The sequence below is a fragment of the Fictibacillus marinisediminis genome (assembly GCF_023149135.1).
Lineage (GTDB): Bacteria > Bacillota > Bacilli > Bacillales > Fictibacillaceae > Fictibacillus_C > Fictibacillus_C marinisediminis.
The window spans coordinates 3,390,647-3,412,922 of record NZ_JAIWJX010000002.1 but is presented as its reverse complement, the minus strand read 5'-3'; the positions used below and the strand labels follow the sequence as shown (position 1 = coordinate 3,412,922).

Here is a 22,276-nt window from a genome sequence, read left to right as displayed (position 1 = left end):
GAGGCGATGATGGGTTGGAATGGGGGAGTAAAAAATGACGGTCTTAACGGAAAATAAAAACAAAGTAAATTCAGATTTACTGCAGCATGACGGGATAAAAAACTTAATTTCTCGTTCCTTAAACTATCTTTCAGCTGGTTATCCCGTCCATTTCACAGGACCGCCTGGAGTTGGCAAGACGACACTCGCACTCCTTTTAGCGAAAAAGCGGAAACGTCCCGTTATGTTAATGCATGGGAACCGGGAGTTATCGAATGCTGATCTAATCGGGGCCTATACAGGATATACCACCCAAAAAGTGGTCGATAATTTTATTCGTTCGGTTTACAAAAAAGAAGAAAATGTTACGGAAACGTGGAATAACGGAAGATTATTGGATGCTGTAAAAAATGGGTACACATTGATTTATGATGAATTTACCCGTTCTGAGCCCTCAACTAATAATATTTTCCTTTCAATTTTGGAAGAGGGGATTTTACCGTTATACGGCACAAAGCAAAAAGATCCCTTTATGAAAGTCCATCCGAAATTCACAGTAATCTTTACGAGCAATCCTTCTGAATATGCAGGCGTTTACGAAACACAGGATGCTTTATTAGATCGTCTCATTACCATTCCGTTAGATTATACAGACAAAGATACTGAAGCCGCCATTGTCTCCAGCAAAACAGGTGTTGATTCAAATCAAGCAAAAGCCATAACAAGTTTTGTTGCTGCTCTCAGAGAAAAATGCAGTGAAAACAGCAATAACGGACCAAGTCTGCGGGCTTCTATTATGATTGCAAAACTTGCAAATGAGGCCGATATCCCAATAAACGGTAAAGATGAAGATTTTCAGCGGTTATGCCTGGACATCTTATTCGCACCTGTCGCCAAATGCATGGATGAGAAGGATTCATCAAAGCTAAGAGAGCTAATAATAAGCGAATGCAAAAAAGCAGTAAAGGAGTGAGCGATCAATGAGTCAATCAACAGGTATTTATATATTTTGCGGTATACAAACAACAGAGGATAAGTATCAGTTTGGAAATGTCACCATTGAAGGCCAAGAAAGATCAACGTTTACCATTCATTATAAGGATGCAGCCATTGTAGCAGCAGAAATGCCAATGAAAATTTATCATCCCAATAAGGAAAACTTAATGGCCCATCAAGATGTGATATCTTCTGTTATGGCTCAAAACGATACGGTCATTCCCATTAGTTTTGGAAATGTGTTCAATTCAAAAGAAGATGTAAAAGTTCTACTGGAAAATTTGTATCCGCAGTTTGAACAGTTGTTTCCAGAAATAAAGGGGAAAATAGAACTTGGTCTAAAGGTAATGGGCAAAAAACAATGGCTGGAAGAGGAAATTAATAAAAAACCTGAAGTAGAACAAATGAAAAAAACGGTTCAAGGCAAGTCTCAGGATGCAGCGTATTATGAACGCATTCAGCTTGGCGAAATGGCTCAAAAATTTTTCAGTTCTCTTCAAAATGATATTAAAGCGGAAATCTTTAATCCATTAAAAGAAGCATCTACAGCTTCAAAAATCAACAAGCCGATTGGCGAAACCATGCTTTTGAATGCAGCCTTTTTAATTGACCGCGATAAGGAAGAACTCTTTGACCAAAAAGTAAATGAAGTTCATGAAAAATGGGAGGACAAACTCGATTTTAAGTATTCCGGTCCATGGCCCGCCTACAATTTCATCAATATTCAGCTAAAGGTTGAGGAAGGAACATGATCCACAAACTTTTAATGTCCCCGATGAATCTTGTCATTAAAGTTGGTGAAAAGGTTAAAGAAGAAGTGGATCGGGAACTGTATGACATTTCATTTATTCAGCAAAAATTGATTCAGCTTCAAATGATGTATGAACTTGAAGAAATACCGGAAGAGGTCTACAAGGAACAAGAAGAAGTATTGTTAGTAAGATATGAGATAGCAAAACAGCGGGAAATGGAAGAGTGGGAGAATTTGACGAAGAAGCAAAAGTGAGGGAATAAAGATGGCGAAACTCGTTTATTTATATGGACTTATTCCCACCGAAGAAGCAATAAAAGACGCAGTTCCTTCTTTTCGGGGGTTAGATGAACAGAATGAAGTATATACCATTCAATTAAATGAAATTACGGCCGTTGTCTGTGAGCTTGATGCAGACACGTATTCAGAAGAATCAATTAAAGAAAAAATGAACAACGACATGGAATGGCTTCAAGGAAAGGCGCTTCATCACCATGAAGCTCTATTGGCACTCCAAAAACAATATACAGTAATTCCAATGAAATTTTGTACGATTTATACAAGCGAAAATAGCTTGAGCGAAACAATTGAAGAGCACCAAAAGAAGATCACCAACTCGTTCACTCAACTCGCAGGCAACGAGGAATGGAATTTGAAAATCTATTGTGACCACTCAAAATTAAAAGACTTTATCAGTGGCCACAATTCATTAATAGAAGAAAAAAAAGAAGAGATAAGCAAATTGCCTCCTGGCAGACAGTTCTTTGAAAAAAGAAAGATCGATCAATTGGCAGACCAGGAGTTAGAGAAAGAAATAAATAAAACGTGTGAACAGATTCATGAGGAACTTGCCAAATTCTCCCTTCATGATTCAGTAAAAAAAAATTGGGGTAAGGATGTAACAGGGAAACAATTCGATATGTGCTGGAATAGCGTATACCTTATACCAGCAGATACAGTGGAAGAATTTTTAGAAGAAATTAAAAAAGGAAAAATGAGCTCGCAGAAACTGGTTGGAAGTTCGAGGCTTCTGGTCCATGGCCTGCCTACCATTTCGCAAGCTTAACCTGAAATGAGGGATTAGCTCATGGGACATAGAGAAGCCATTGAAAATAAGGAAGTTACTCTTATTGATATCTTAGATGTGATTTTAGATAAAGGTGTCGCCATCAAAGGAGATCTAATCATTTCAATTGCAGGAGTAGATTTGGTTTATCTTGATCTGCGTGTGCTGATTGCTTCAGTTGAAACGCTTGTGAACTCATCTTCAGGCAATCGTAAAGACATCTCGTCCGACCAATTTGATAAACAAAGGGAGGGCCTAATTTATGCAAACAAATAATCCATCCAGCGGAAAAATTCATCTGGATCCCGATAACGCTGAGCATGGCTTAGCACAGCTGGTTCTGACGGTCATTGAATTGTTAAGGCAAATCGTTGAAAGGCACGCCATCCGCCGGGTGGACGGCGGAAATTTAACCGATGAACAAATTGAAAACCTTGGCGTGGCATTAATGAATTTAGAAGTAAAAATGGACGAGCTTAAAACCATTTTTAATTTAAAGGATGAAGATTTAAATATTGATCTTGGGCCATTAGGGAACCTATTATGAGACAGACGTGCAAATTAAGGAGTGATAAAAATGGCAGTACAGCATGCTTCAGAGTCCAGCACGATTGTCGATGTATTAGAAAAGATACTGGATAAAGGTGTCGTCATTGCTGGGGATATAACGGTTGGTATCGCTGATGTAGAGTTGCTAACCATTAAAATCCGCCTGATTGTGGCCTCTGTAGATAAAGCAAAAGAAATCGGAATGGACTGGTGGGAAAATGATCCTTATCTATCCTCCAAGGCTTCAGAGGGGAACCGAACATTGGAAGAAGAAAACAAAGAATTAATGGAGCGGATCCGACTTTTGGAAGAGAATGCAGGCAGTAAATGATTGACTTTCAATCATTTCAAATAAAAAAGTTAAAGATATTAAAGGAGGAAAAATAATATGGCTACTAACCAAACTGAAAATACCCAAGTTGAAAATCAAACAGGTGAAAGGAAGAAAAAGTTAAGTGAAAGTCCCGTAAATAGAACACTTGTAGGAGGAGTTGTAGGTGCTACTGTAGGATTGCTTGCTACCCCGAAAACCGGAAAAAAAATATTGGCTGGTATAGAAAAAGCCAACCTGAAAGATAAAGGTAAAAATATAGGCAGATCAGCTAAAGAAAAGCTAAGTGGCGTTAAAGAAACCGGGTTTGCCAAATCACAGCAAGCAGCTACAGGTCTAAAAGAAAAAACATCCAGTTTCTTTAAAAAAAATAAGAACCATGATAACGATCAAAGCGAAGAAACGGATGTTACAAATGAAGGGCAAAGTCAAGATAATGGAAATAACGAAAACAAACAGTATCAAGCACTCGAAGATGAAAATAAGAAACTAAGCGAACGATTGGAAATGTTAGAACAGAAATTGCAGCAAATGGTTGATGCAAGTGAGGAAACGGATGAAGAAAATGATAAAAAAGATAAAAAGAAAAAGAAGAAAAAGCAAGATAAAGAAGAGCAATTAGAGCTGGATAATGAAGAGGATGAGGAAGAGGAAGAGGAAGACGGAAACAATGTAAATGAAGACGAAGATGATGAGGAGGAAGAGGAACAAGAGGAAGATGAGGAAGAAGACGGAAACAATGTAAATGAAGACGAAGAAGATGAGGAAGAAGAGGAAGACGACGAAGAGGAAAAGAAGCCTGCAAAGAAAGCAACAAAATCAAAAACCAAAAAGACACCTGCAAAGAATAAGAATTCAAAGAAAGCAAAAAGCAGCAAATCAGAGACATCTCTTTCCAGCAATGACGATACATCTTCGAAATAAGAGGAGGATATTTGATGAGTTCAACCACGTCATCCCAATCTAAAGACAGCATACTTGAATTTTTTGTGAAGGCCTGCAATAAACATGGGTTTTCATTAGATATTACGTTAAATGTCAAAGGGGCTGTCGTTACAGGCACAACAATCACCGCTCAAGAATACTTCGAAACGCTGGCTGAAACGTTTGAGGATGGAAATGAGATCGCTCAAGAGATAGGCGAGCGCCTTGTTAAAGCTGGTGAGGCAGCAGAAGACGACAATAACAACAGCGATATTAATTTCATTCATTTAAAGAACACACGAGTGTTTTGTGGTGATAGTAATTCAACTCCATCTAAGGGGAAAATTCTTTGGAGAGGAAAGTTGGATCAGGTTGATGGATTTTTCCTCGGAAGAATTTCTGACAGTAAAAGTTAAAGTAAAATGGTTAAATAAATCAAATAGAAAGGCTCTTTTCTAAAAAATTGTTGCTTTGGGAATCTTTTTGTAAATAGGCTTCATTGACAAGTTGATTGGAGTGCAAGGTGCGAGACTCCTGCGGGGAAGCGGGACAGGTGAGACCCACAGGCGCTTGCGCCGAGGAGGCTCAGCGCACGCCCCGCGGAAAGCGAGCATCCTGAAACGGAAATCAATCACTCTCAAAAGCAACAAAGGTTACGAAAACAGCCAATAGAAATGTTTAAAAACCAGTTAACTTATAAATATAGTTAACTGGTTTTATTTTAGTTTTTTGAACATGTTTTGGCCAATTAAACAGTCAGTGTAACTTTTTCAATTACCGATCCAGTTTTACAAGTTCCGCATCTTCATTTGGATGGTCCAAAATCAAATCTCTAATAATATGAGAGCCAAGCATGCTGTATACGGTTCCGTTTCCTCCATACCCAAGCAGATAGTACTGCCGGTTTTTATGAGGATGCTTTCCGATGAATGGAAGGTTATCGAGGGATTCACCGAAACTTGCCCCCCAGGCGTATGCAATCTTTATAGGGAGATCAGGAAACAGTTTTTCAAGCTCCTGCTGAATCCGCTCTGCACGGTTGGCGATCCATTCTTCACTTTGGGGCGCTTCAGGCTTATCTTCATCCAATCCGCCTGCAATAATGCGATGATCAACGGTTGTCCTCATATAAAGGTAAGGACGTTTCGTTTCCCAAATCATTGCGTTATCTTCCCAGGAAGACAAATCTTCAATCGGTTCAGTCGCGATCGCATAGGATCGGTTGATGTCTGATCCGATTTTTTCATTAATGGGGATAGAGTCATATCCTGTTGCATAAATCAAATGGGATGCTGAGAAAGTGCCGATGGAGGTGTGCAGCAAAATGCCGTCATCTTGTTCTTCTGTCTCTTTAGCCTCCACATTTTCAAACAAATGAATGCCTTTTTGCTCCAAATATTCCAAGATCCCCTGGATAAACCGGTAAGGATTGACTTCTGCATCTCCATGCGTAATTAAAGCTCCCGGTTTTTCAAATGGCAAATGCTCTTTCATGTCCGCTTTGGTCCAATATTCAGCAGGAAAGCCATGCCTGGATAAGGCCTCATATTCCTTTTGCAGCTTTTGAACATGTTCCTCGGTACTCGCATAGCAAATGCTTTTTCGTTTGATCATATCCGCTTCCCGGGGAAGTGTCTCAGCTACCTCTTTCAGCTGGTCTACTGCTTTCTGGCAAAGCTTATAAAAGTGCACGGCTTGATTCTCGCCAATCTGATCAATCAGCTCATGAAGCATAATATCATTTGAAAATTGAAGAAGGCCTGTGTTGGCAGAAGAACTGCCCGCAGCCATCTCCCTCTTATCGACAATGGCAATATGCAAACCTTCCTGTGCGAGAGTAAACGCCGTTAGAGCGCCGGACATGCCGCCGCCAACGATTACTGCATCATAATGTGTGTCGATTTCCTGTCTTCCTTTTATGGTCTTCTCACCGTCCAGCGTGGTGGGCCAAAAAAGGCTGCCGTTATGCAAGTCCATATCTTTTCCTCCCAAAATTACTGCGTATATAGTACTTTTACCCTATATACTTAGTGAGTTAAACAGAAAGTAGTTGGAAGATATAACATGAGTGTAAATGTGAGAAGGCAACTGTATTTAAAAATTTCATGACCAAACCTCCTTCAAGGCTTTAAATAAAAGGAGCCGTTGCTAAGTAACGGCTCCACTCAAATTACTGTTCTTTAGCGGCTGAAACCGCAGAAACACCACGCTGAGCGAATACTCTCTTCGCTACTGCAAGAGCGTTAAGTATACGAGGGAATCCAGTATACGGAATGAGTTGAATGAAGCTTTCTACAATTTCAACGGGAGTCAGCCCAGCTGTCAGCCCAGTATTTATATGAAGTTCAAGCTGTGGTTCAGTACCTTGGGTAACAAGTGAGGCGATCGTGATTTGTGCCCGCTGTTTATTGGTTAAACCTGAACGTGAGTAAATATCGCCGTATCCAAATTCAATGATAAATTTTGCTACGTCTGGAGCAATATCTTTTAGGTCATCAGAAATTTTTAAATGAGTAGAAATCTCCTTGTTTTCAGTTAACGTATACTCCATTAGTTTGTCGAGTCCATGCTGATAACGGTCTGTGCTGTTCATGATCAATTCCTCCTGAAATAATAATTGCTTAACAAGACCTACTTTATCTCACATCGATTCATGCGTAAAATACATAGTAATTATAGGAAGTATTCGTTTTGGGAATGATACTTTTCTAAAAAAGACCTGTTCTAGTCGGCAGGTCTTTTACAATCTTCTTTTCAAATCTTCAACTTCTTTCTCCAAGTGATGAATCTTTTTGTTCAGGTCATCATTGGGTGCCGTGATCTTTTTGGTAATAAGAATGATTGTACCGATCGGCATTACAAGCCCGCCGATCATCGCAATCATGAAAAATAAATACAAATCTGACATTAAAACATCTCCTTTAAATGTTCACACTTTAACATTATTATAAATGTAATGATATGTATAACCCTCTGGGTTTTTCACTGATCTACTATTTGCTGGGGCTTTCTGTGCAGGGGATCGGACAGTATTTTTTCTTAATTCCTTTTTTGTCGAAAATCAACAATATGCTTTAACTAAAGCCTAAACAAAAGTAAAAAATCATGGGCATTGATTTGCCCATGATTTTTATTATTTAATCTGTTTTCCGTTAAACACTTTAAGTTCCATTGGACGGCTGAGATATTCAGGCGCTTTAGCAACGAAGGAAGTGAAGTGTTTGCTTTTATTGTGAGCATCTACTGCTTCTAGATCCTGCCACACTTCCACCATCATGTAGGCATGTTCTTCTGCTGTATCTTTGAACAGTTCGTAAGAGATATTGCCGCTTTCCGCTTTTGAAGCTGAGATAAGCTGTTGAATCTCGTTTACAAATTCCTCTTCTTTTGCTGCATTAACATAATTTTTTGCGTGAATAATGATCATTCTTATTCATCCCTTCGTTTTTTATATAAAATTTATTTCCACTCCGCCACTTCTTCAACAGGAAGACGAACAGACGGATACCCAGTATTCGCTGCTTTACCGATGGAGATCAGCATAACCGGAACGTAACGGTCTTTATCCAATCCAAAAGCTTCAGCAATTTTATCTTTCTCATAACCGCCGATGGGGCATGTATCATAGCCATGGGCACGGGCGGCAAGCATAAGATTCATGGATACGAGGCCGCCATCGATTAATACCGTCTCCTTATTTACCTCAGGATCAAGAGTATCAAAGTGAGCGGTGAGTCTGCCCATCATTTGTTCTTTTACATCTTGCGGCATGTAGCCAAGCTCAACGGCTTTGCTGTAGATTTCTTCACCTTTATCGAAGTTGTTCAAATCTCCGAATACAGCAATCATGGCAGATGAAGTTTCCACTTGAGAGTTATTAAAACGGGCAAGCGGAGCGAGCGTTGCTTTTGCTTCATCGCTTTCAATGACTAGAAAGCGCCATGGCTGCATGTTAACAGAAGAAGGTGCCAATGTAGCTTTATTAAGTATTTCTGTCATCTCGTCCTTGCTGATTTTAACGGATGGATCATAATAGCGAATGGAACGGCGTCCAGTCAAGATGTCATTAAAGTTATTCACTAGTGTTGTATTCATGGATAGATTCTCCTTTTTACTTATGATGTTTGTCTAAGGTGCCAAAAGGCTAACCTTCAATCTGGTCAGCGTTATGCTGCATGCGTTTAAGCATATCTAAAAGAACTGGAAGCTCTTCCTCTTTAAAGTCTTTCAAAAGGTTAGAGACAAATTGATCTCTTTCTTTTCTGTAGGCAATGATTTCATTGCGGCCTTGATCGGTAAGGCTGACGAGCGTTACTCGGTTATCCTTGGGATTCTTCCGCCTTGCGACCATTCCTGAGAGTTCAAGCTGTTTTAAGTGCCTTGTGACAGCAGCACTGTCAATATTGACCTCTTTTTGCAGGGTGGTCTGGCTGATCTCCTCCACTTCATATAGATGATGAAGGAGCTCAAGCCTGGACTGGCTGATTCCTGTACATCGTTCGAATTTCGGGCTGATCTGGTTGTGAAGCTCCCGTAATGTATAGGCGATATGTGTTTTTGTAGCACATGATTGGTTCAAGTAAATCTCCTCTTTCGTCATTAAAAGAATGATTGACCGGTTAATCTTTGACACCTCAATTATTGATACATCAAATAATATAACGCGGTTGTAAGAAAAAATCAAGGGCAGAGCTCAAATCTTTCAAACTTAAGGTTTGATTAAGGTTCGTCAAGTAGACTCTGTGTATACCTCATAAAAAATACAAAGTAGAAATGACTTTAATGATAAAGGAGTGGTGAGCGATGAACAAAAAGGTGAAGTGGTCCGTAATCTCTGTCAGCACCCTTGCATTCTTCACGCTTGGCGGACTGGTTGCAAAAAATCAAAACACAGGGACGACAGTGCAGAATAACCCGTCACAAGAGAGTGGCAGACAAGACATTCAAGATGATATTAACGATCAGGGTGATTCCCCGGCGTTTACGGATAATGGGCAAAGCGATGATTTCAGCCAGGGAGAAGGCCAGTCTTCTGATTGGGGACAAGATCAGTTTCAGCAGGGAGCACAGGGCGGGTTTGATCAGGGCCACGGAAGCTCGGGTTCTTCACGATGAAATTCAATGCGATGAACTGTACCACTCAGCTTGATGGAATGGACATGGAAACAAAAATGCATGTGAAGAATGAGATGCTGGATTTTGAACAGGTGGCGAGCCGCTTTCTTCCAAATAAGGCGCTTGAGGTGATCAATAATGCTCCCTTAAATGTTCCTGTTTTTCTGGAGGAACCGCTCGCTGAACTGCTGGAACATTCATTGCGGCTGGCAAGAAAGACGGGTTATTATGTCCATCCATTTGGCGGAGATAGTATGAAGGCGGCAGGATATGCTCAATCCTTTGAAAAAGGAGGAAAATCCTCCGAGAAGGAGATGGTTTCCTTTATTACGGAAAATCAATTTAACGAGCCGATTGATCAGCTGACAAAAAACTGCATCATAAAGAAACAGCCTTTTTCGTTCGACTTTGGCGGTTTTGGAAAAGGATTTATTGTCGATCGGATGAAGGAGCTGTTCTTAGTGGATGAAAAGGAGAGCTGGCTGATTAATGCAGGAGGAGATTTGCTGGTGACAGGCACCCGGGAAGCAGGAATCGAACATCCCATTCAAATGGGGAGGGATATGATCCGGCTGCAGCTGACCAACTGTGCGCTTGCCACGTCTGGGAAAAATGTTCGGAAGTGGAACATGGGCGGCAGGGAGTACCACCATATTTTAAATGGACGGACCGGAAGGCTTGCCAACAATGAGGTACTTCAGGCAAGTGTCATCGCTGAAAATGTCATGGAGGCAGAAACCGCAGCTAAAATCTTTTGCATCCTTCCTTATGAAGAGGCTAAAACATTGCTCTATCGAAATTTCCCCTGCATTGCTTATTTTGTTTATTTCGAGAATGACAGAATTGCAATCGGCGGAAATTCCTCGTTATATAAAAAACTGGAGGTGGCTCATTGAACTGGATCTGGTTTTTCATACGGGTAACAGGTTTAACGGCTTATTTATTGCTGACTTTATCCTTACTGGCAGGCATTATGCGCCATGTTCCGCGCAACAAACCTCGCAGCAGCCATTGAAAAGACCCGCCAAATCGGCAGGTTTTTATTATGCATTTTGATTAAGTTTTAGAAAGTTTTCGTTCAACAAGGCAATTTTGTAAGGGAAAAGTTCAGCGGTCATGACTCCTTCTTTTACTGCAGGATCATTTTCCATCATCGTTCTGGCATCCTCTTCCGTATCAGCCAGCAAAATGACAATGCCGAACGTGGTTTCATCCATGTTCAGGGTCCGGCCGGCCATAATGAGTTTATCTGCCATCTTTAGCTCCTGCAGTGCTTGAAAGTGATCTGATACGATGCTTTCCTCTTTTTCAGTCCAATTGTTTTCATCTACTAATCGTGGAATCAATTTTAACGTATAGATAAATTGTTTTTGTGTCATTTTGCGGCTCCTTATATTCAATTTCTTCGTATGTCTATAGTCATTTTTTATTTGGAATTAAAGAAGCTCAATCCCCATAATCCGCGCAATATCTTTCCTGTCATTCTCTAATTCCTTTACCCCTTTCAGGTTGGCAAGCATGCCCTGGAATACCATCTTGTTCGGATCTGTTTTTTCATTTTCACTCAGCAAGAATTCGATGACACTTTTCAGCTCGTCCCTTTTTTCAGCGGGGAGAGGGAGTTTATCCAGCGTTTTTCCCATGTTTAAAAGCTTTTGATGAATGGTATCCTGTAGAGATTGTTCCGTATGGAGATGAAGACGGGAAAACAGGTTTTCTAAGTTCTTGATCGAAATCATCGTGGACTTCGTTTTCAGCAAACCGGCAACGATGTCATCCAATCTCTGCAGCAGGAATTCAGCCAGTGCTTCTGGCTGGAGAAGCTGATCATCAAAAATAAAAATACGAATGTATGTGTTTTGAAGACCCTGAGCCATCAAAATTAAATCCCCCAAATGAGGAGTAATTTCTTCTCCGTACAAAGAAAGCAGGTTTGTTTCCAGCCATTTCATCGATCTATATTGTGTTTTCAGCATGTGCTTCCGCATCTCTTCATTGATCGTTGAATTCTGTTCTCTAAAATGCATGATAATGAAGTTTTTATGCTCTGTGAATGAAGTAAACAGTGCGACCATTTGCTTTTTTATTGTTTCGCGGGGAGGAAGATTTTGTTCCCCGATTTCTGAGATCTTTTGACTGATTTTATCGTTGTAGTAATGGAATAGGGCAATCATCAATTCTTCCTTAGAGGAAAAATAATTATAAAAAGCCCCTTTTGACATCCCGGCATGATCGGTGATGTCCTGAATGGATGTTGAATGAAATCCTTTTTCCGCAAATAAGGCAATCGCCGACTCAATGATTTCTACTTTTCTCTGTTTCATCCCTTACCTCCAAGTAAACGTCTGATTCTATTATCTTAAGTACATATTTTTTCGTCAATTGAAGCTATTATTATTTCTTGCATTCAGGGGAACGGTCCTTTATATTTATATCTATTATGACCGTTCATTTATATTATACCACAACCCGACTGGTCAGTCATACGTTTGGAAGGAGAAGAAAGAATGAGTTCAATCATCAGGTTCTGTCTGAAGAATAAATTTGCCATATGGCTTTTAACGCTGCTTGTTGTTGCAGCTGGCTTGTACTCTGGTTTGAATATGAAACTGGAAACGATGCCGAATATTAATACACCGATCGTCACAGTATCCGCGGTATATCCGGGTGCTACTCCAGAAGAGGTAGCTGACAAGGTGACCGTGCCGATTGAGCAGAAGGTGAAGAATTTATCGGGTGTTGATTCCGTAAGTTCCTCTTCATATCAAAATATCTCTTCTGTCCAGATCGAATACAATTTTGACAAGGACATGGAAAAGGCGAAGGAAGAGGTGCAAGAGGCTCTTGCCAGCATCAGTCTTCCTGATTCAGTCGATGACCCAAAAGTATCCCGTCAAAGCTTTAATGAATTTCCGATTTTATCATTAAGTGTTTCGGATAAAGATAAATCACTGAAGGACTTGACCAACGTGGTAGAAGATGATGTCGTACCAAGACTTGAAGGAGCTGAAGGTGTTTCCTCTGTCCAGGTTGCAGGCCAGAACGTTGAGGAAGTCCAGTTAGACTTTAAACAAGATAAATTAAAAGAAAAAGGACTGACAGAAGATGCTGTTAAGCAATTCATCCAGGGTGCGAATTCTTCCATGCCGCTCGGTTTGTACAACTTTAACAACAAAGAAAAATCTGTAGTTGTCGATGGTAAGATCACAACCATCAAGGAACTGAAGAACCTTGAGATTCCGGTTACTTCTCCTGCTCCAGGACCAGGGGCGGGCAATGCACAGCAGGCAGGAAAGAGTCCTGCAGCTACTGGTGGTGGAAATGGCGGACAAAGTGCCGAAACAGCTGTGGATCAAGGGACACAGCAAGGCGCACCGGGTGCTGGTCAAAAAGGAACACCCGCAGCTGGAACTGCTCGACAGCAGGCACAGCCTTCAGAGCTGCCGACTGTTAAATTAAAAGATATCGCGTCGATCAAGTCGGTAGGAAAAGCAGAATCGATCTCCAGAACCAATGGCCATGAATCCATTGGCGTTCAGATCGTTAAATCTGCGGATGCCAACACGGTTAATGTGGCAGACGACGTAAAAAAAGAATTGAAACAAATCAAAAAGGATCACCCAGGATTGAAAACCGTTAATGTGTTCGACCAGGCAACACCAATCAAAGAGTCAGTCAGCACGATGCTGAACAAAGCGCTGATCGGCGGATTGTTCGCCGTGATTATCATCCTGCTTTTCTTACGGAATTTCCGTTCAACTGTGATCGCGGTCATCTCGATCCCGCTCTCGTTGCTAATGGCCATTCTTGCACTGAAGCAGATGGATATCACGCTCAACATTATGACACTCGGTGCCATGACGGTTGCCATCGGCCGGGTAGTCGATGACTCGATCGTCGTTATCGAAAACATCTACCGCCGAATGTCACTAACAGGCGAACACATCAAAGGCAAGGTACTGATCACATCAGCAACACGTGAGATGTTTATCCCGATCATGTCATCAACAATTGTCACTATCGCAGTATTCCTGCCGCTCGGCCTTGTTAAAGGACCTGTCGGAGAGCTCTTCCTGCCGTTTGCTTTAACGATTGTTTTCGCCCTCGTGGCATCCCTGATCGTGGCCATAACGGTCGTTCCGGCGTTTGCAGATTCCTTGTTCAAAAAAGGGTTAAAGAACAAGAAGGAGGTCGACCACGATAAATCGGGTGCACTTGCAGGCTTTTATAAAAGAGTACTGAACTGGTCACTCAACCATAAATTCGTTTCATTCGGACTTGCCATCCTTCTGCTAGCCGGAAGTTTGTTCCTTGTTCCGAAAATCGGCGTCAGCTTTCTGCCGTCCGATGATCAGAAGATGGTCATCGCAACGTTCAACCCAGAACCGGGGCAGACGAGAAAAGATGTGGAAAAAGAATCCCTTAAAGCTGAAAAATTGCTCATCGACCGTAAACATGTGAAGACGATCCAGTATTCCGTTGGCGGTGAGAACCCGATGAATCCGGCAGCGAGCAACCAGGCGATGTTCTTTATGGAGTATGACAAAGATACCCCGAACTTTGAAAAAGAACAGAAGCGTGTTATTGATGACCTGCAGGGAACAACGAACAAAGGGGAATGGAAGGCACAAGACTTTGGAGCTACAGGCGGAAGCAATAAGCTAGAGGTTCAAGTCTATGGAAACAACATCAATGACATTAAGCCTGTCACTGAAAAAGTCCAGAACATCATGGACGATAAGAATTCCTTGAGAAATGTGGATTCCAGCCTGTCCAAATCGTACCAGGAATTCACGATTGCCGCTGATCAGAAAAAGCTGAGCAAGCTCGGTCTGACCGCCAGCCAAATCGGCATGGAACTGAATGATTCCGGCGATAAATCAGCGCTGACCACTCTGAAAAAAGACGGCAAAGACATTAACGTTTATGTAAAAGTCGACAAAAGCAAATACAAAGACATTAACGATCTAACCGATAAAAAGCTGCAGTCTGCTACTGGCAAAGTGGTTGCCATCCGTGACGTAGCGAAAGTGAAAAAAGGTGAAACGGCAGACACGGTTACGCGCAAAGACGATAAGATCTATGCGAGTGTCAGCGGCGACGTCACCAGCAAAAATGTAAACAAAGTATCTGCAGATGTGAAGAAAGAAATCGATAAGCTTGATCTTCCTAATGGTGTAGACGTGAAGATGGGCGGGGTAACCGAGGATATCAATGAGTCCTTCAGCCAGCTGGGACTTGCGATGCTTGCCGCGATTGCGATCGTTTATTTTGTACTCGTCGTAACGTTCGGCGGAGCATTGGCGCCATTCGCCATCCTGTTCTCATTGCCGTTTACTTTAATCGGTGCACTTGTCGCACTTTATATCTCTGGTGAAAGCATAAGTATCTCTGCTATGATTGGTGCTTTGATGCTCATCGGTATCGTAGTAACAAATGCGATCGTGCTGATTGACCGCGTCATCCACAAGGAGAACGAAGGTTTATCGACGCGTGAAGCGCTGCTTGAAGCGGGAGCAACCCGTTTGCGTCCGATCCTGATGACCGCTCTTGCGACCATTGGCGCATTGATTCCGCTCGCTCTAGGCTTTGAAGGCGGCGGTTTGATCTCCAAAGGTCTTGGCGTGACCGTTATCGGCGGTCTTACAAGTTCAACACTGCTGACTCTTGTGATCGTACCGGTCGTATACGAGTTCTTGATGAAACTGACACGTGGAAAAAAGAAACAGCTGAATAGTTAATCGATGATGAGCGGGCTTGCCGATTGAGGCGGGCCTGCTTTTTTGTGGAGGATTATTTAATGGAGGGGGAGAATTAATAGGTGGGAGGCGATGAGAAATGATTGTTGAGGAAATGATGAACAAGTTAGAGGAATTGGTGGTTGGGTTGAGGAGGTGGGAGGAGGGCGCAAATGATTGTAGCGAAAACAGTCGAACGGTGTCGAGGTTATCCTGTTTGAAAATAAAAGATGAGTTTTTGAACATAAAATCATTTTTTTGAACATAAATCCGGATTTTTGAACATAAATTAACCTTTTTTGAACATGAAATTTTTTAGTCCCCTAATTACAAAAGCTAATCTCATTAGTCAAACCAATTTTGTTTGAAAAACTCTTCAATTTTTGACTGGGAGTGAAAATATGATCGTTAAAACCCGGAATCGCCCGTTATACATTCAAAAATTACAGGCTTTATTGCGCAGATTGCCAAAAAATCATTCGAAAATCCCTTTCATTCAAGAAACGCTCGCAAAACACACCGCCGGCTATAGAGGAGAGCACTCCATAGATTATCCCCTAAGCTTTTTATCCCCGCAAAACTACTATATAGTGCATGACCTCCGATTACCCCATAATGAATATCACTTTCAGATCGACACCCTGCTCATATCCCCGTATTATCTCTTCATTTTAGAGGTGAAGAACATAGCTGGAACTTTATTTTTTGACCAGGACTTTCACCAACTGATCCGAACTTTAGACGACAAAGTAGAAGTCTTTCCTGATCCCATTCTCCAAGTCAAACGTCACAAAGTTCAACTTACCTCATGGCTTAACAAGCATAAACTCCCTGATATTCCCATAGAAACACTGGTAGTAATCAGCCACCCGAACTCACAGATTCAAACCTCTCCTCCACATCAGCAATACGTTCGCAGGAAGGTTATTCACCGCAATGCCCTCCCGTTTAAAATTAACCAGATTGAAGGCCGCTATAATGAAGCGATATTATCGATAAAACAACTAAAAAAAATAACCCGCCTTCTTCTAAAACAACACAATTCATCTGATTCCTCTGTTATGGAACAATTCAATATTCATTCAAAAGATATTATTAAAGGGGTCCATTGTCCCGAATGCTTTCAAATACCAATGGAAAGAGTGCATGGTACTTGGCTTTGTGCTCAATGCTTACATACCTGTAAAACTGCGCATATTGAGGCTTTGAGAGATTACAGTTACCTCATCCAATCAACCATTTCAAACCGTGAAGCTCGGGACTTCCTAAAAATTAATTCAAACCCCTTGGCCAGTCGAATCCTTCAATCTATTTCAACAGAGACTGAAGGAAACCAAAGAGGAAGAACCTACCATCTCACCTTCGAAGACTAGCCACCACCCCAACGCATCATTTCCCTTTTTCCTCACATTCCCGTATACTCAGATATTAAAAAGGCAGAGGAGAATGGAGAGCATGCAAAAGAGTGAACCCGTACTAAACGGCAACAAAGGAAGGCTGCTGATCAGCTGTCCGGACAAGCCGGGAATTGTGGCTGCCGTTTCGAAGTTTTTATATAGCCAGGGAGCGAATATCGTGGAATCCAATCAATATTCTACGGATCCGGCGGGCGGCACATTTTTTATGCGTATCGAGTTTGAATGTGAAGATTTGGGCGAAAACGCTCCAAATCTAAAAGAGGCTTTTACCGCAATCGCCGAAAGTTTCGAAATGGACTGGCGCCTCTCGCTGGCATCCCAACTAAAGAAGACGGCTATCTTTGTTTCAAAAGAACCACACTGTCTGCTCGAGCTGTTGTGGGAGTATCAGAGCGGAGAACTAGACGCGGAAATTGCCCTTGTGGTCAGCAATCATGAGGATTCAAGAACGCTTGTCGAATCGCTCGGCATACCCTACCATTACATACCGGCCAACAAGGACATCCGTAAAGAAGTGGAAGAGAAACAGCTGCAGCTTTTGGAAGAGTATCAAATTGAGCTTATCGTCCTAGCACGTTACATGCAGATTTTGACGCCGGATTTTGTATCGAAGCACCCGAACCGGATCATCAATATTCATCACTCCTTCCTGCCGGCGTTTATTGGTGCCAAGCCGTATGAACGGGCGTACGGAAGGGGAGTGAAGCTGATTGGTGCGACCTCTCACTATGTGACCAACGATTTGGACGAAGGTCCGATCATTGAGCAGGGAGTGGAGCGGGTCAGCCATCATCATAATGCGGAGGATCTTAAGAGAATCGGCCGTTCCGTTGAGCGCAGTGTACTTGCCCGGGCGGTAAACTGGCATCTGCAGGACCGGGTGATTGTTCACGAAAACAAGACAATCGTTTTTCATTAATTCGAAATTATTTTTAAAATAAAACTTTTCGTCCCTCCATTGTAAAAAGAATGTTGATATATTAAAATGACCTTTATTCCTAAAGACTAAAATAGTATCCTTGTATAATATCAGTACAATCAATCGGTCTGATAGTTTCTACCTGGCAGCCGTCAAATGCCGGACTACAGGGAAGCGTGAAATTAAAAAAAGAGTCTCGATCTCAACACGGAGCAAGACCGATCACTTTTCCGGACTTTGCTCTGCTGTATGACAACGTGTATTGCTCTTATTTTCATGCTTTCTGTCCAATTTGGCTGAAAGTAGGGAAATAAGGGCATTTTATATACGGAAAAACATACAACGGGAGTGGTTGGACTTGTATTTTTTGATGAATCTGTTAGGTGTGCTGGTTGTGGTCGGAGTTGTTTATTTATGTTCTCCGAATCGAAAGAACGTAAAATGGAAATCCATAGGGATTCTTTTTGCGGTTGAATTGCTTATTACGTGGTTCATGCTTGGTACAAAAATTGGAACAAAAGTGATTGATCAGTTTGCGTCATTTTTTTCTTGGCTCATTGCCTGTGCAAACGACGGAACGGCCTTTGTATTTCCTTCCGTTATGGCAAATAAGAACATCGATTTCTTCTTTAGTGCTCTTCTTCCTATTATTTTCGTCGTTACGTTCTTTGATATTCTTTCTTATTTTGGAATCTTAACGTGGATTATCGATAAGGTTGGCTGGGTCATCTCAAAAATTTCAGGGCTGCCGAAGCTTGAAAGCTTTTTCTCCATACAGATGATGTTCCTTGGAAATACAGAAGCACTTGCGGTGATCCGCCAGCAGCTGGTCGTGCTCAAACAACACAGGCTGCTGACGTTCGGACTGATGAGCATGAGCAGTATCAGCGGGTCCATTATTGGAGCGTATTTGACGATGGTGCCGGCAACATATGTGTTTGCGGCTATTCCTCTCAACTGTTTGAATGCCTTGCTGCTCGCAAGCATTCTGCATCCGGTAGACGTGGCAAAAGAGGAAGATGTCGTCTATGTTCCGCCAAAAGAAGAGAAGAAGGATTTCTTCTCTACGATCTCTAACAGTATGCTTGTCGGGATCCGCATGGTCATTGTCATCCTTGCGATGGTGATCGGTTACGTGGCGCTGACGTCCGCTTTGAACGGAATTCTTGGATTCTTTATCAATGGACTTACGATTCAAAAAATCTTCTCGTTCATCTTCAGCCCGTTTGCCTTTTTACTAGGGCTTCCGGTTCATGATGCAATGTATGTCGCAAAATTGATGGGAATCAAGCTAGCAACCAATGAGTTTGTGGCGATGATGGACTTGAAAAATCAGCTTAACAACTTGCCTCCGCATACGATTGCTGTTGCGACAACGTTCTTAACATCGTTTGCGAACTTCAGTACAGTTGGTATGATCTACGGAACGTACAACTCCATTTTAGGAGAAGAAAAATCAACGATCATAGGCAAAAACGTCTGGAAGCTGCTCGTCAGCGGAATGGCCGTATCACTGCTGAGTGCAATGCTTGTCGGATTGTTTGTTTGGTAATATATATAAAGCCTTCTGGAAACGCGTTTTCCGGAAGGTTTTTTGTTTTGAATTTTTTTACATTGAATTTATTGACGAATAACAAACAGAATAATATTATGTTTGTAAATAAATAAACTTTTATAGGGGTTGTTTGCAATATGTTGATATCGGATTTGTTTTGGGAAGCGTCATTGGAAGATTTGAAAAAGGGTTATGTAGAAGAACATCATCACTTTGTTTGCCTTTTATGCGGGAACATCATTGAAAAAGGAATCATCTATCCCGAAAATGATGTACTTTACGAAGCGGAAAAATATATGACTCTTCATATCGGCCGTGATCACTGTTCGGTTTTTGAATATTTGATCGGACTCAATAAGAAACTGACAGGCTTAACCGATCACCAGAACCGGCTTCTCCGGCTTTTTTATGAAGGAAAAAGCGATGAGGAAATCAAGCAGGAAATGGAGGTTAGCAGCACGTCAACCATCAGGAACCACCGTTTTGTGCTGAAAGAAAAAGAGCGTCAGGCGAAAATGCTGCTGACGATGATGGAGCTGCTGAAGGAAAAGGATCAGCATGCGCCCCCAATGATCGCACCCCATCAGACAGCGACGATGATTGATGACCGGTATAACGTGACAAAAGAAGAGAAGGAGAAGATGGTGAAAAAGTTCTTTATTGAAGGAACAACGGCTCTTAAGGCGTTTCCGTCAAAAGAAAAGCAAAAGCTTGTTGTTTTGCGGGAAATCACTTCATTATTTTCTTCTGATACAACGTACACCGAAAAAGACGTCAATGAAATCCTGAAGACGGTTTATCATGACTACGTTACCTTGAGAAGATACATGATTGCCTATGGATTTCTGGACAGGAAAGCAGACGGAAGCTCGTACTGGCTGAAAAAATAAGGCTGTTTTCGTAACCTTTGTTACTCTTAGGAGTGGTTGATTTCCGTTTCAGGATCCTCGCTTTCCGCGAGGCGTGCGTTGAGCCTCCTCGGCGCAGGCGCCTCCGGGTCTCACCTGCCCCGCTTCTCCTAGCCGTAGTCTCGCACCTTGCACTCCAATCAACTTAGCAATGAAGGTTCTTTAAAAAAATGTTCCCAAAGCAACAATCTTTTAGAAAGCAGCCAAAAATAAAGAGAAAGAAGGAACATATTTTGGACAGGAAAAAAGAATTAAAGCAACAGTACATGGAAACAAAGATTGAAGCGGGTGTTTACCTGATCAGGAACACCGCCAATCAAAAAATCTTTATAGGAAGCACAAGGAACCTAAAAACGCTCAATGGAAAAAAGTTTGAGCTGGAGCAAGGCAGCAGCATGAACAAGACACTCCAAGAAGAATGGAATGAGTTCGGTAAAGACGCCTTTGAATTTGAAGTGCTTGAGGTTCTCGAGAAGAAGGACGATGGATATTTTAATGAGAAAAAAGCACTTGAAAAACTGGAAGACAAATGGCTGCAGGAGCTTAAGCCGTTTGGAGGCTTGGGATACAATAAGGAGAAACCGCGATGAATGCGAATGAAGCGATACAAGAGAATCCTTCACAGATGACGGTAATGAAGCCGATGCTTCTGTTTCTCGTACCGCTGCTTTTCAGCAATGTCATGCAATCGATCGGGCAGCTGGTCGGGATGGTGATTATCGGGAGATGGCTGGGAGTGGACAGCGTGGCTGCCATCTCTGCTTTTTTTCCATTGTTCTTTCTGCTGATTTCTTTTGTGATCGGAATCGGTTCAGGAAGCTCCATCCTCATCGGGTAGGCTTTTGGGGCAAAGAATGAAGAGAAGCTAAAGGCGATTGTAGGCACGACCCTGACGTTTACCTTTTTATTAGGTGTAGTGCTGGCTGTGCTTGGGGGTATTTTTACGTATGACGTGCTGCGGCTGATCGGGACGCCGGAAAATATCATCCATGTGAGTGTGCACTATGCAAGAATCTTATTCTGGTCGCTGCCGATCCTGTTTCTTTACTCGGTCTACACGACCTTTATGAGAGGGACAGGAGACTCAAAGACTCCCTTTTATTTTCTGGTCATGAGCACAGTGCTCAATGTTGCGTTGATGCCGGTATTCGTTTTTGGGTGGGCAGGTCTTCCGGAAGGCAAGTGTATGGAGCAGCATATTCCTCTGTCGTATCCACAACCATCACTTTTTTTGCCATGATCTTTTATTTAAGGAAAGTGGGTCATCCGCTGCAGTTTGATTCTTCGATTACCAGCAAACTGAGAATAGACAAAGAACTGCTGAAATTGTTGCTTCGTCTCGGCATTCCTTCGAGCATAAGCATGATCTTGCTTTCTATTTCAGAAATTGCCGTCATTTCCCTTGTTAACCGCTACGGATCAGATGCGACAGCAGCGTACGGCGTGGTTAATCAGGTTGCCAGTTATGTGCAGATGCCGGCGATCAGCCTTAGTATCGCCGTATCCATCTTTGCGGCGCAATCCATTGGGGCCAACCAGATGGAGCGTTTGAAAATGGTCATCCGGTCCGGCCTTCTGCTGAACTATTTGCTCGGCGGAGGAATCATCATTATCATTTATTTCTTCTCAAGGCCGATCTTAAGCTTGTTTTTAACAAGCGGAGAAACGGTAAATATGGCACAGAGTCTGTTAATGATCACGCTGTGGAGCTATGTCATCATGGGCCACTCGGCGATCCTTAACGCAACGATGAGAGCAAGCGGGACGGTTCTCTGGCCGACGATTTTCAGTATCCTTCCGATCTGGCTCGTCGAAGTGCCTTTGGCGTACTATCTTTCTCAATATACGAGCCTTGAGATCAGAGGAATTTGGATTGGATATCCTGCTGCCTTTATCGCAGGTCTTGCATTGCAATATGCGTACTACCGGCTTTCATGGAGTAACAAACAGATTGTCCGTTTGATCAATTAACAAAAACCTCTTTGGATGAAACCAAAGAGGTTTTGTTTCGTAGTAGTTAGTGGAAT

The 22,276-nt window shown here is 42.1% G+C and carries 26 protein-coding genes, 1 pseudogene and 1 riboswitch; of the genes and pseudogenes, 19 read left to right on the top strand and 8 right to left on the bottom strand.

Features of this window, described 5'->3' with window-relative positions; genetic code table 11:
• Nucleotides 1-34 precede the first annotated feature (34 nt).
• The 9 genes from gvpN to gvpU are packed head-to-tail and all read left to right on the top strand — an operon-like array spanning nucleotide 35 to nucleotide 5,012.
• Complete coding sequence (gene gvpN / locus LCY76_RS18200; RefSeq protein ID WP_248253801.1) at nucleotides 35-952, top strand: gas vesicle protein GvpN; 918 nt, start codon at nucleotides 35-37, stop codon at nucleotides 950-952.
• Nucleotides 953-959: 7 nt separating this feature from the next.
• Nucleotides 960-1,727 (top strand): GvpL/GvpF family gas vesicle protein, encoded by a 768-nt coding sequence (locus tag LCY76_RS18195; RefSeq protein ID WP_248253800.1) that lies wholly within the window; start codon nucleotides 960-962, stop codon nucleotides 1,725-1,727.
• Nucleotides 1,724-1,981, top strand: coding sequence for a gas vesicle protein GvpG (locus LCY76_RS18190; RefSeq protein ID WP_062232709.1), 258 nt, complete (start codon nucleotides 1,724-1,726; stop codon nucleotides 1,979-1,981). The genes LCY76_RS18195 and LCY76_RS18190 overlap by 4 nt, the downstream gene beginning before the upstream one ends.
• Nucleotides 1,982-1,991: 10 nt before the next feature.
• Nucleotides 1,992-2,792: a GvpL/GvpF family gas vesicle protein gene (locus tag LCY76_RS18185; RefSeq protein ID WP_248253799.1), complete on the top strand. Its 801-nt coding sequence runs from the start codon at nucleotides 1,992-1,994 to the stop codon at nucleotides 2,790-2,792.
• Between the two features lie 21 nt (nucleotides 2,793-2,813).
• On the top strand, nucleotides 2,814-3,068 hold the full coding sequence (locus LCY76_RS18180) for a gas vesicle protein (RefSeq protein ID WP_248253798.1): 255 nt from the start codon (nucleotides 2,814-2,816) through the stop codon (nucleotides 3,066-3,068).
• Complete coding sequence (locus LCY76_RS18175) at nucleotides 3,055-3,339, top strand: gas vesicle protein K (protein WP_248253797.1); 285 nt, start codon at nucleotides 3,055-3,057, stop codon at nucleotides 3,337-3,339. The genes LCY76_RS18180 and LCY76_RS18175 overlap by 14 nt, the downstream gene beginning before the upstream one ends.
• A gap of 30 nt (nucleotides 3,340-3,369) precedes the next feature.
• Nucleotides 3,370-3,672: a gas vesicle protein gene (locus LCY76_RS18170; protein WP_248253796.1), complete on the top strand. Its 303-nt coding sequence runs from the start codon at nucleotides 3,370-3,372 to the stop codon at nucleotides 3,670-3,672.
• Between the two features lie 57 nt (nucleotides 3,673-3,729).
• A complete protein-coding gene (gvpT, locus tag LCY76_RS18165) occupies nucleotides 3,730-4,596 on the top strand; it encodes a GvpT/GvpP family gas vesicle accessory protein (RefSeq protein ID WP_248253795.1) in 867 nt (288 codons plus the stop codon).
• Nucleotides 4,597-4,610: 14 nt separating this feature from the next.
• On the top strand, nucleotides 4,611-5,012 hold the full coding sequence (gvpU, locus tag LCY76_RS18160) for a gas vesicle accessory protein GvpU (RefSeq protein ID WP_091003048.1): 402 nt from the start codon (nucleotides 4,611-4,613) through the stop codon (nucleotides 5,010-5,012).
• Between the two features lie 358 nt (nucleotides 5,013-5,370).
• Here the strand turns inward: gvpU and LCY76_RS18155 are convergent, their stop codons facing one another.
• The 6 genes from LCY76_RS18155 to LCY76_RS18130 form a co-directional block, all read right to left on the bottom strand.
• Nucleotides 5,371-6,573 (bottom strand): NAD(P)/FAD-dependent oxidoreductase, encoded by a 1,203-nt coding sequence (locus LCY76_RS18155; protein ID WP_248253794.1) that lies wholly within the window; start codon nucleotides 6,571-6,573, stop codon nucleotides 5,371-5,373.
• A 193-nt stretch (nucleotides 6,574-6,766) separates the two neighbouring features.
• The gene (locus LCY76_RS18150; protein ID WP_248253793.1) at nucleotides 6,767-7,189 is read right to left on the bottom strand and encodes a carboxymuconolactone decarboxylase family protein; all 423 of its coding nucleotides are present in this window, start codon (nucleotides 7,187-7,189) and stop codon (nucleotides 6,767-6,769) included.
• Between the two features lie 147 nt (nucleotides 7,190-7,336).
• A complete protein-coding gene (locus tag LCY76_RS18145; protein ID WP_248253792.1) occupies nucleotides 7,337-7,504 on the bottom strand; it encodes a hypothetical protein in 168 nt (55 codons plus the stop codon).
• A gap of 225 nt (nucleotides 7,505-7,729) precedes the next feature.
• Nucleotides 7,730-8,023 carry a putative quinol monooxygenase gene (locus tag LCY76_RS18140; protein WP_248253791.1) on the bottom strand — a complete coding sequence of 98 codons (294 nt, stop codon included), beginning with the start codon at nucleotides 8,021-8,023 and terminating at the stop codon, nucleotides 7,730-7,732.
• 32 nt (nucleotides 8,024-8,055) lie between these two features.
• A complete protein-coding gene (locus LCY76_RS18135) occupies nucleotides 8,056-8,691 on the bottom strand; it encodes a nitroreductase family protein (protein WP_248253790.1) in 636 nt (211 codons plus the stop codon).
• A gap of 49 nt (nucleotides 8,692-8,740) precedes the next feature.
• On the bottom strand, nucleotides 8,741-9,175 hold the full coding sequence (locus LCY76_RS18130; RefSeq protein ID WP_248253789.1) for a MarR family winged helix-turn-helix transcriptional regulator: 435 nt from the start codon (nucleotides 9,173-9,175) through the stop codon (nucleotides 8,741-8,743).
• A 224-nt stretch (nucleotides 9,176-9,399) separates the two neighbouring features.
• Here LCY76_RS18130 and LCY76_RS18125 point away from each other — a divergent pair, with 224 nt between their 5' ends.
• From LCY76_RS18125 to LCY76_RS23925, 3 genes are read left to right on the top strand one after another with little or no spacing between them, the layout of a single operon-like run.
• Entirely contained in the window at nucleotides 9,400-9,711 is a 312-nt protein-coding gene (locus LCY76_RS18125) for a hypothetical protein (RefSeq protein ID WP_248253788.1), read from the top strand.
• Nucleotides 9,708-10,607, top strand: coding sequence for an FAD:protein FMN transferase (locus LCY76_RS18120; protein WP_248253787.1), 900 nt, complete (start codon nucleotides 9,708-9,710; stop codon nucleotides 10,605-10,607). The genes LCY76_RS18125 and LCY76_RS18120 overlap by 4 nt, the downstream gene beginning before the upstream one ends.
• Nucleotides 10,604-10,726 carry a hypothetical protein gene (locus LCY76_RS23925; RefSeq protein WP_272885636.1) on the top strand — a complete coding sequence of 41 codons (123 nt, stop codon included), beginning with the start codon at nucleotides 10,604-10,606 and terminating at the stop codon, nucleotides 10,724-10,726. The genes LCY76_RS18120 and LCY76_RS23925 overlap by 4 nt, the downstream gene beginning before the upstream one ends.
• Before the next feature lie 28 nt (nucleotides 10,727-10,754).
• On the opposite strand, the gene LCY76_RS18115 is transcribed toward LCY76_RS23925, so the two are convergent.
• Both LCY76_RS18115 and LCY76_RS18110 read right to left on the bottom strand, forming a co-directional pair.
• The gene (locus LCY76_RS18115) at nucleotides 10,755-11,090 is read right to left on the bottom strand and encodes a YciI family protein (protein ID WP_248253786.1); all 336 of its coding nucleotides are present in this window, start codon (nucleotides 11,088-11,090) and stop codon (nucleotides 10,755-10,757) included.
• Nucleotides 11,091-11,147: 57 nt separating this feature from the next.
• Nucleotides 11,148-12,035, bottom strand: coding sequence for a TetR/AcrR family transcriptional regulator (locus LCY76_RS18110; RefSeq protein WP_248253785.1), 888 nt, complete (start codon nucleotides 12,033-12,035; stop codon nucleotides 11,148-11,150).
• A gap of 183 nt (nucleotides 12,036-12,218) precedes the next feature.
• Here LCY76_RS18110 and LCY76_RS18105 point away from each other — a divergent pair, with 183 nt between their 5' ends.
• From LCY76_RS18105 to LCY76_RS18075, 7 genes and pseudogenes are all read left to right on the top strand, one after another.
• Nucleotides 12,219-15,452: an efflux RND transporter permease subunit gene (locus LCY76_RS18105; protein WP_248253784.1), complete on the top strand. Its 3,234-nt coding sequence runs from the start codon at nucleotides 12,219-12,221 to the stop codon at nucleotides 15,450-15,452.
• A 398-nt stretch (nucleotides 15,453-15,850) separates the two neighbouring features.
• Complete coding sequence (locus LCY76_RS18100; RefSeq protein ID WP_248253783.1) at nucleotides 15,851-16,822, top strand: nuclease-related domain-containing protein; 972 nt, start codon at nucleotides 15,851-15,853, stop codon at nucleotides 16,820-16,822.
• Between the two features lie 73 nt (nucleotides 16,823-16,895).
• A complete protein-coding gene (purU, locus tag LCY76_RS18095; RefSeq protein ID WP_248253782.1) occupies nucleotides 16,896-17,786 on the top strand; it encodes a formyltetrahydrofolate deformylase in 891 nt (296 codons plus the stop codon).
• A gap of 80 nt (nucleotides 17,787-17,866) precedes the next feature.
• A riboswitch (purine riboswitch) is annotated at nucleotides 17,867-17,973 on the top strand.
• 171 nt (nucleotides 17,974-18,144) lie between these two features.
• Nucleotides 18,145-19,338, top strand: coding sequence for a nucleoside transporter C-terminal domain-containing protein (locus LCY76_RS18090; protein WP_248253781.1), 1,194 nt, complete (start codon nucleotides 18,145-18,147; stop codon nucleotides 19,336-19,338).
• A 140-nt stretch (nucleotides 19,339-19,478) separates the two neighbouring features.
• On the top strand, nucleotides 19,479-20,231 hold the full coding sequence (locus tag LCY76_RS18085; protein WP_248253780.1) for a DUF2087 domain-containing protein: 753 nt from the start codon (nucleotides 19,479-19,481) through the stop codon (nucleotides 20,229-20,231).
• A gap of 251 nt (nucleotides 20,232-20,482) precedes the next feature.
• Nucleotides 20,483-20,839 (top strand): GIY-YIG nuclease family protein, encoded by a 357-nt coding sequence (locus tag LCY76_RS18080; RefSeq protein WP_248253779.1) that lies wholly within the window; start codon nucleotides 20,483-20,485, stop codon nucleotides 20,837-20,839.
• Nucleotides 20,836-22,220: pseudogene (locus tag LCY76_RS18075) on the top strand (MATE family efflux transporter). The gene LCY76_RS18080 and the pseudogene LCY76_RS18075 overlap by 4 nt, the downstream one beginning before the upstream one ends.
• Nucleotides 22,221-22,276: the final 56 nt, after the last annotated feature.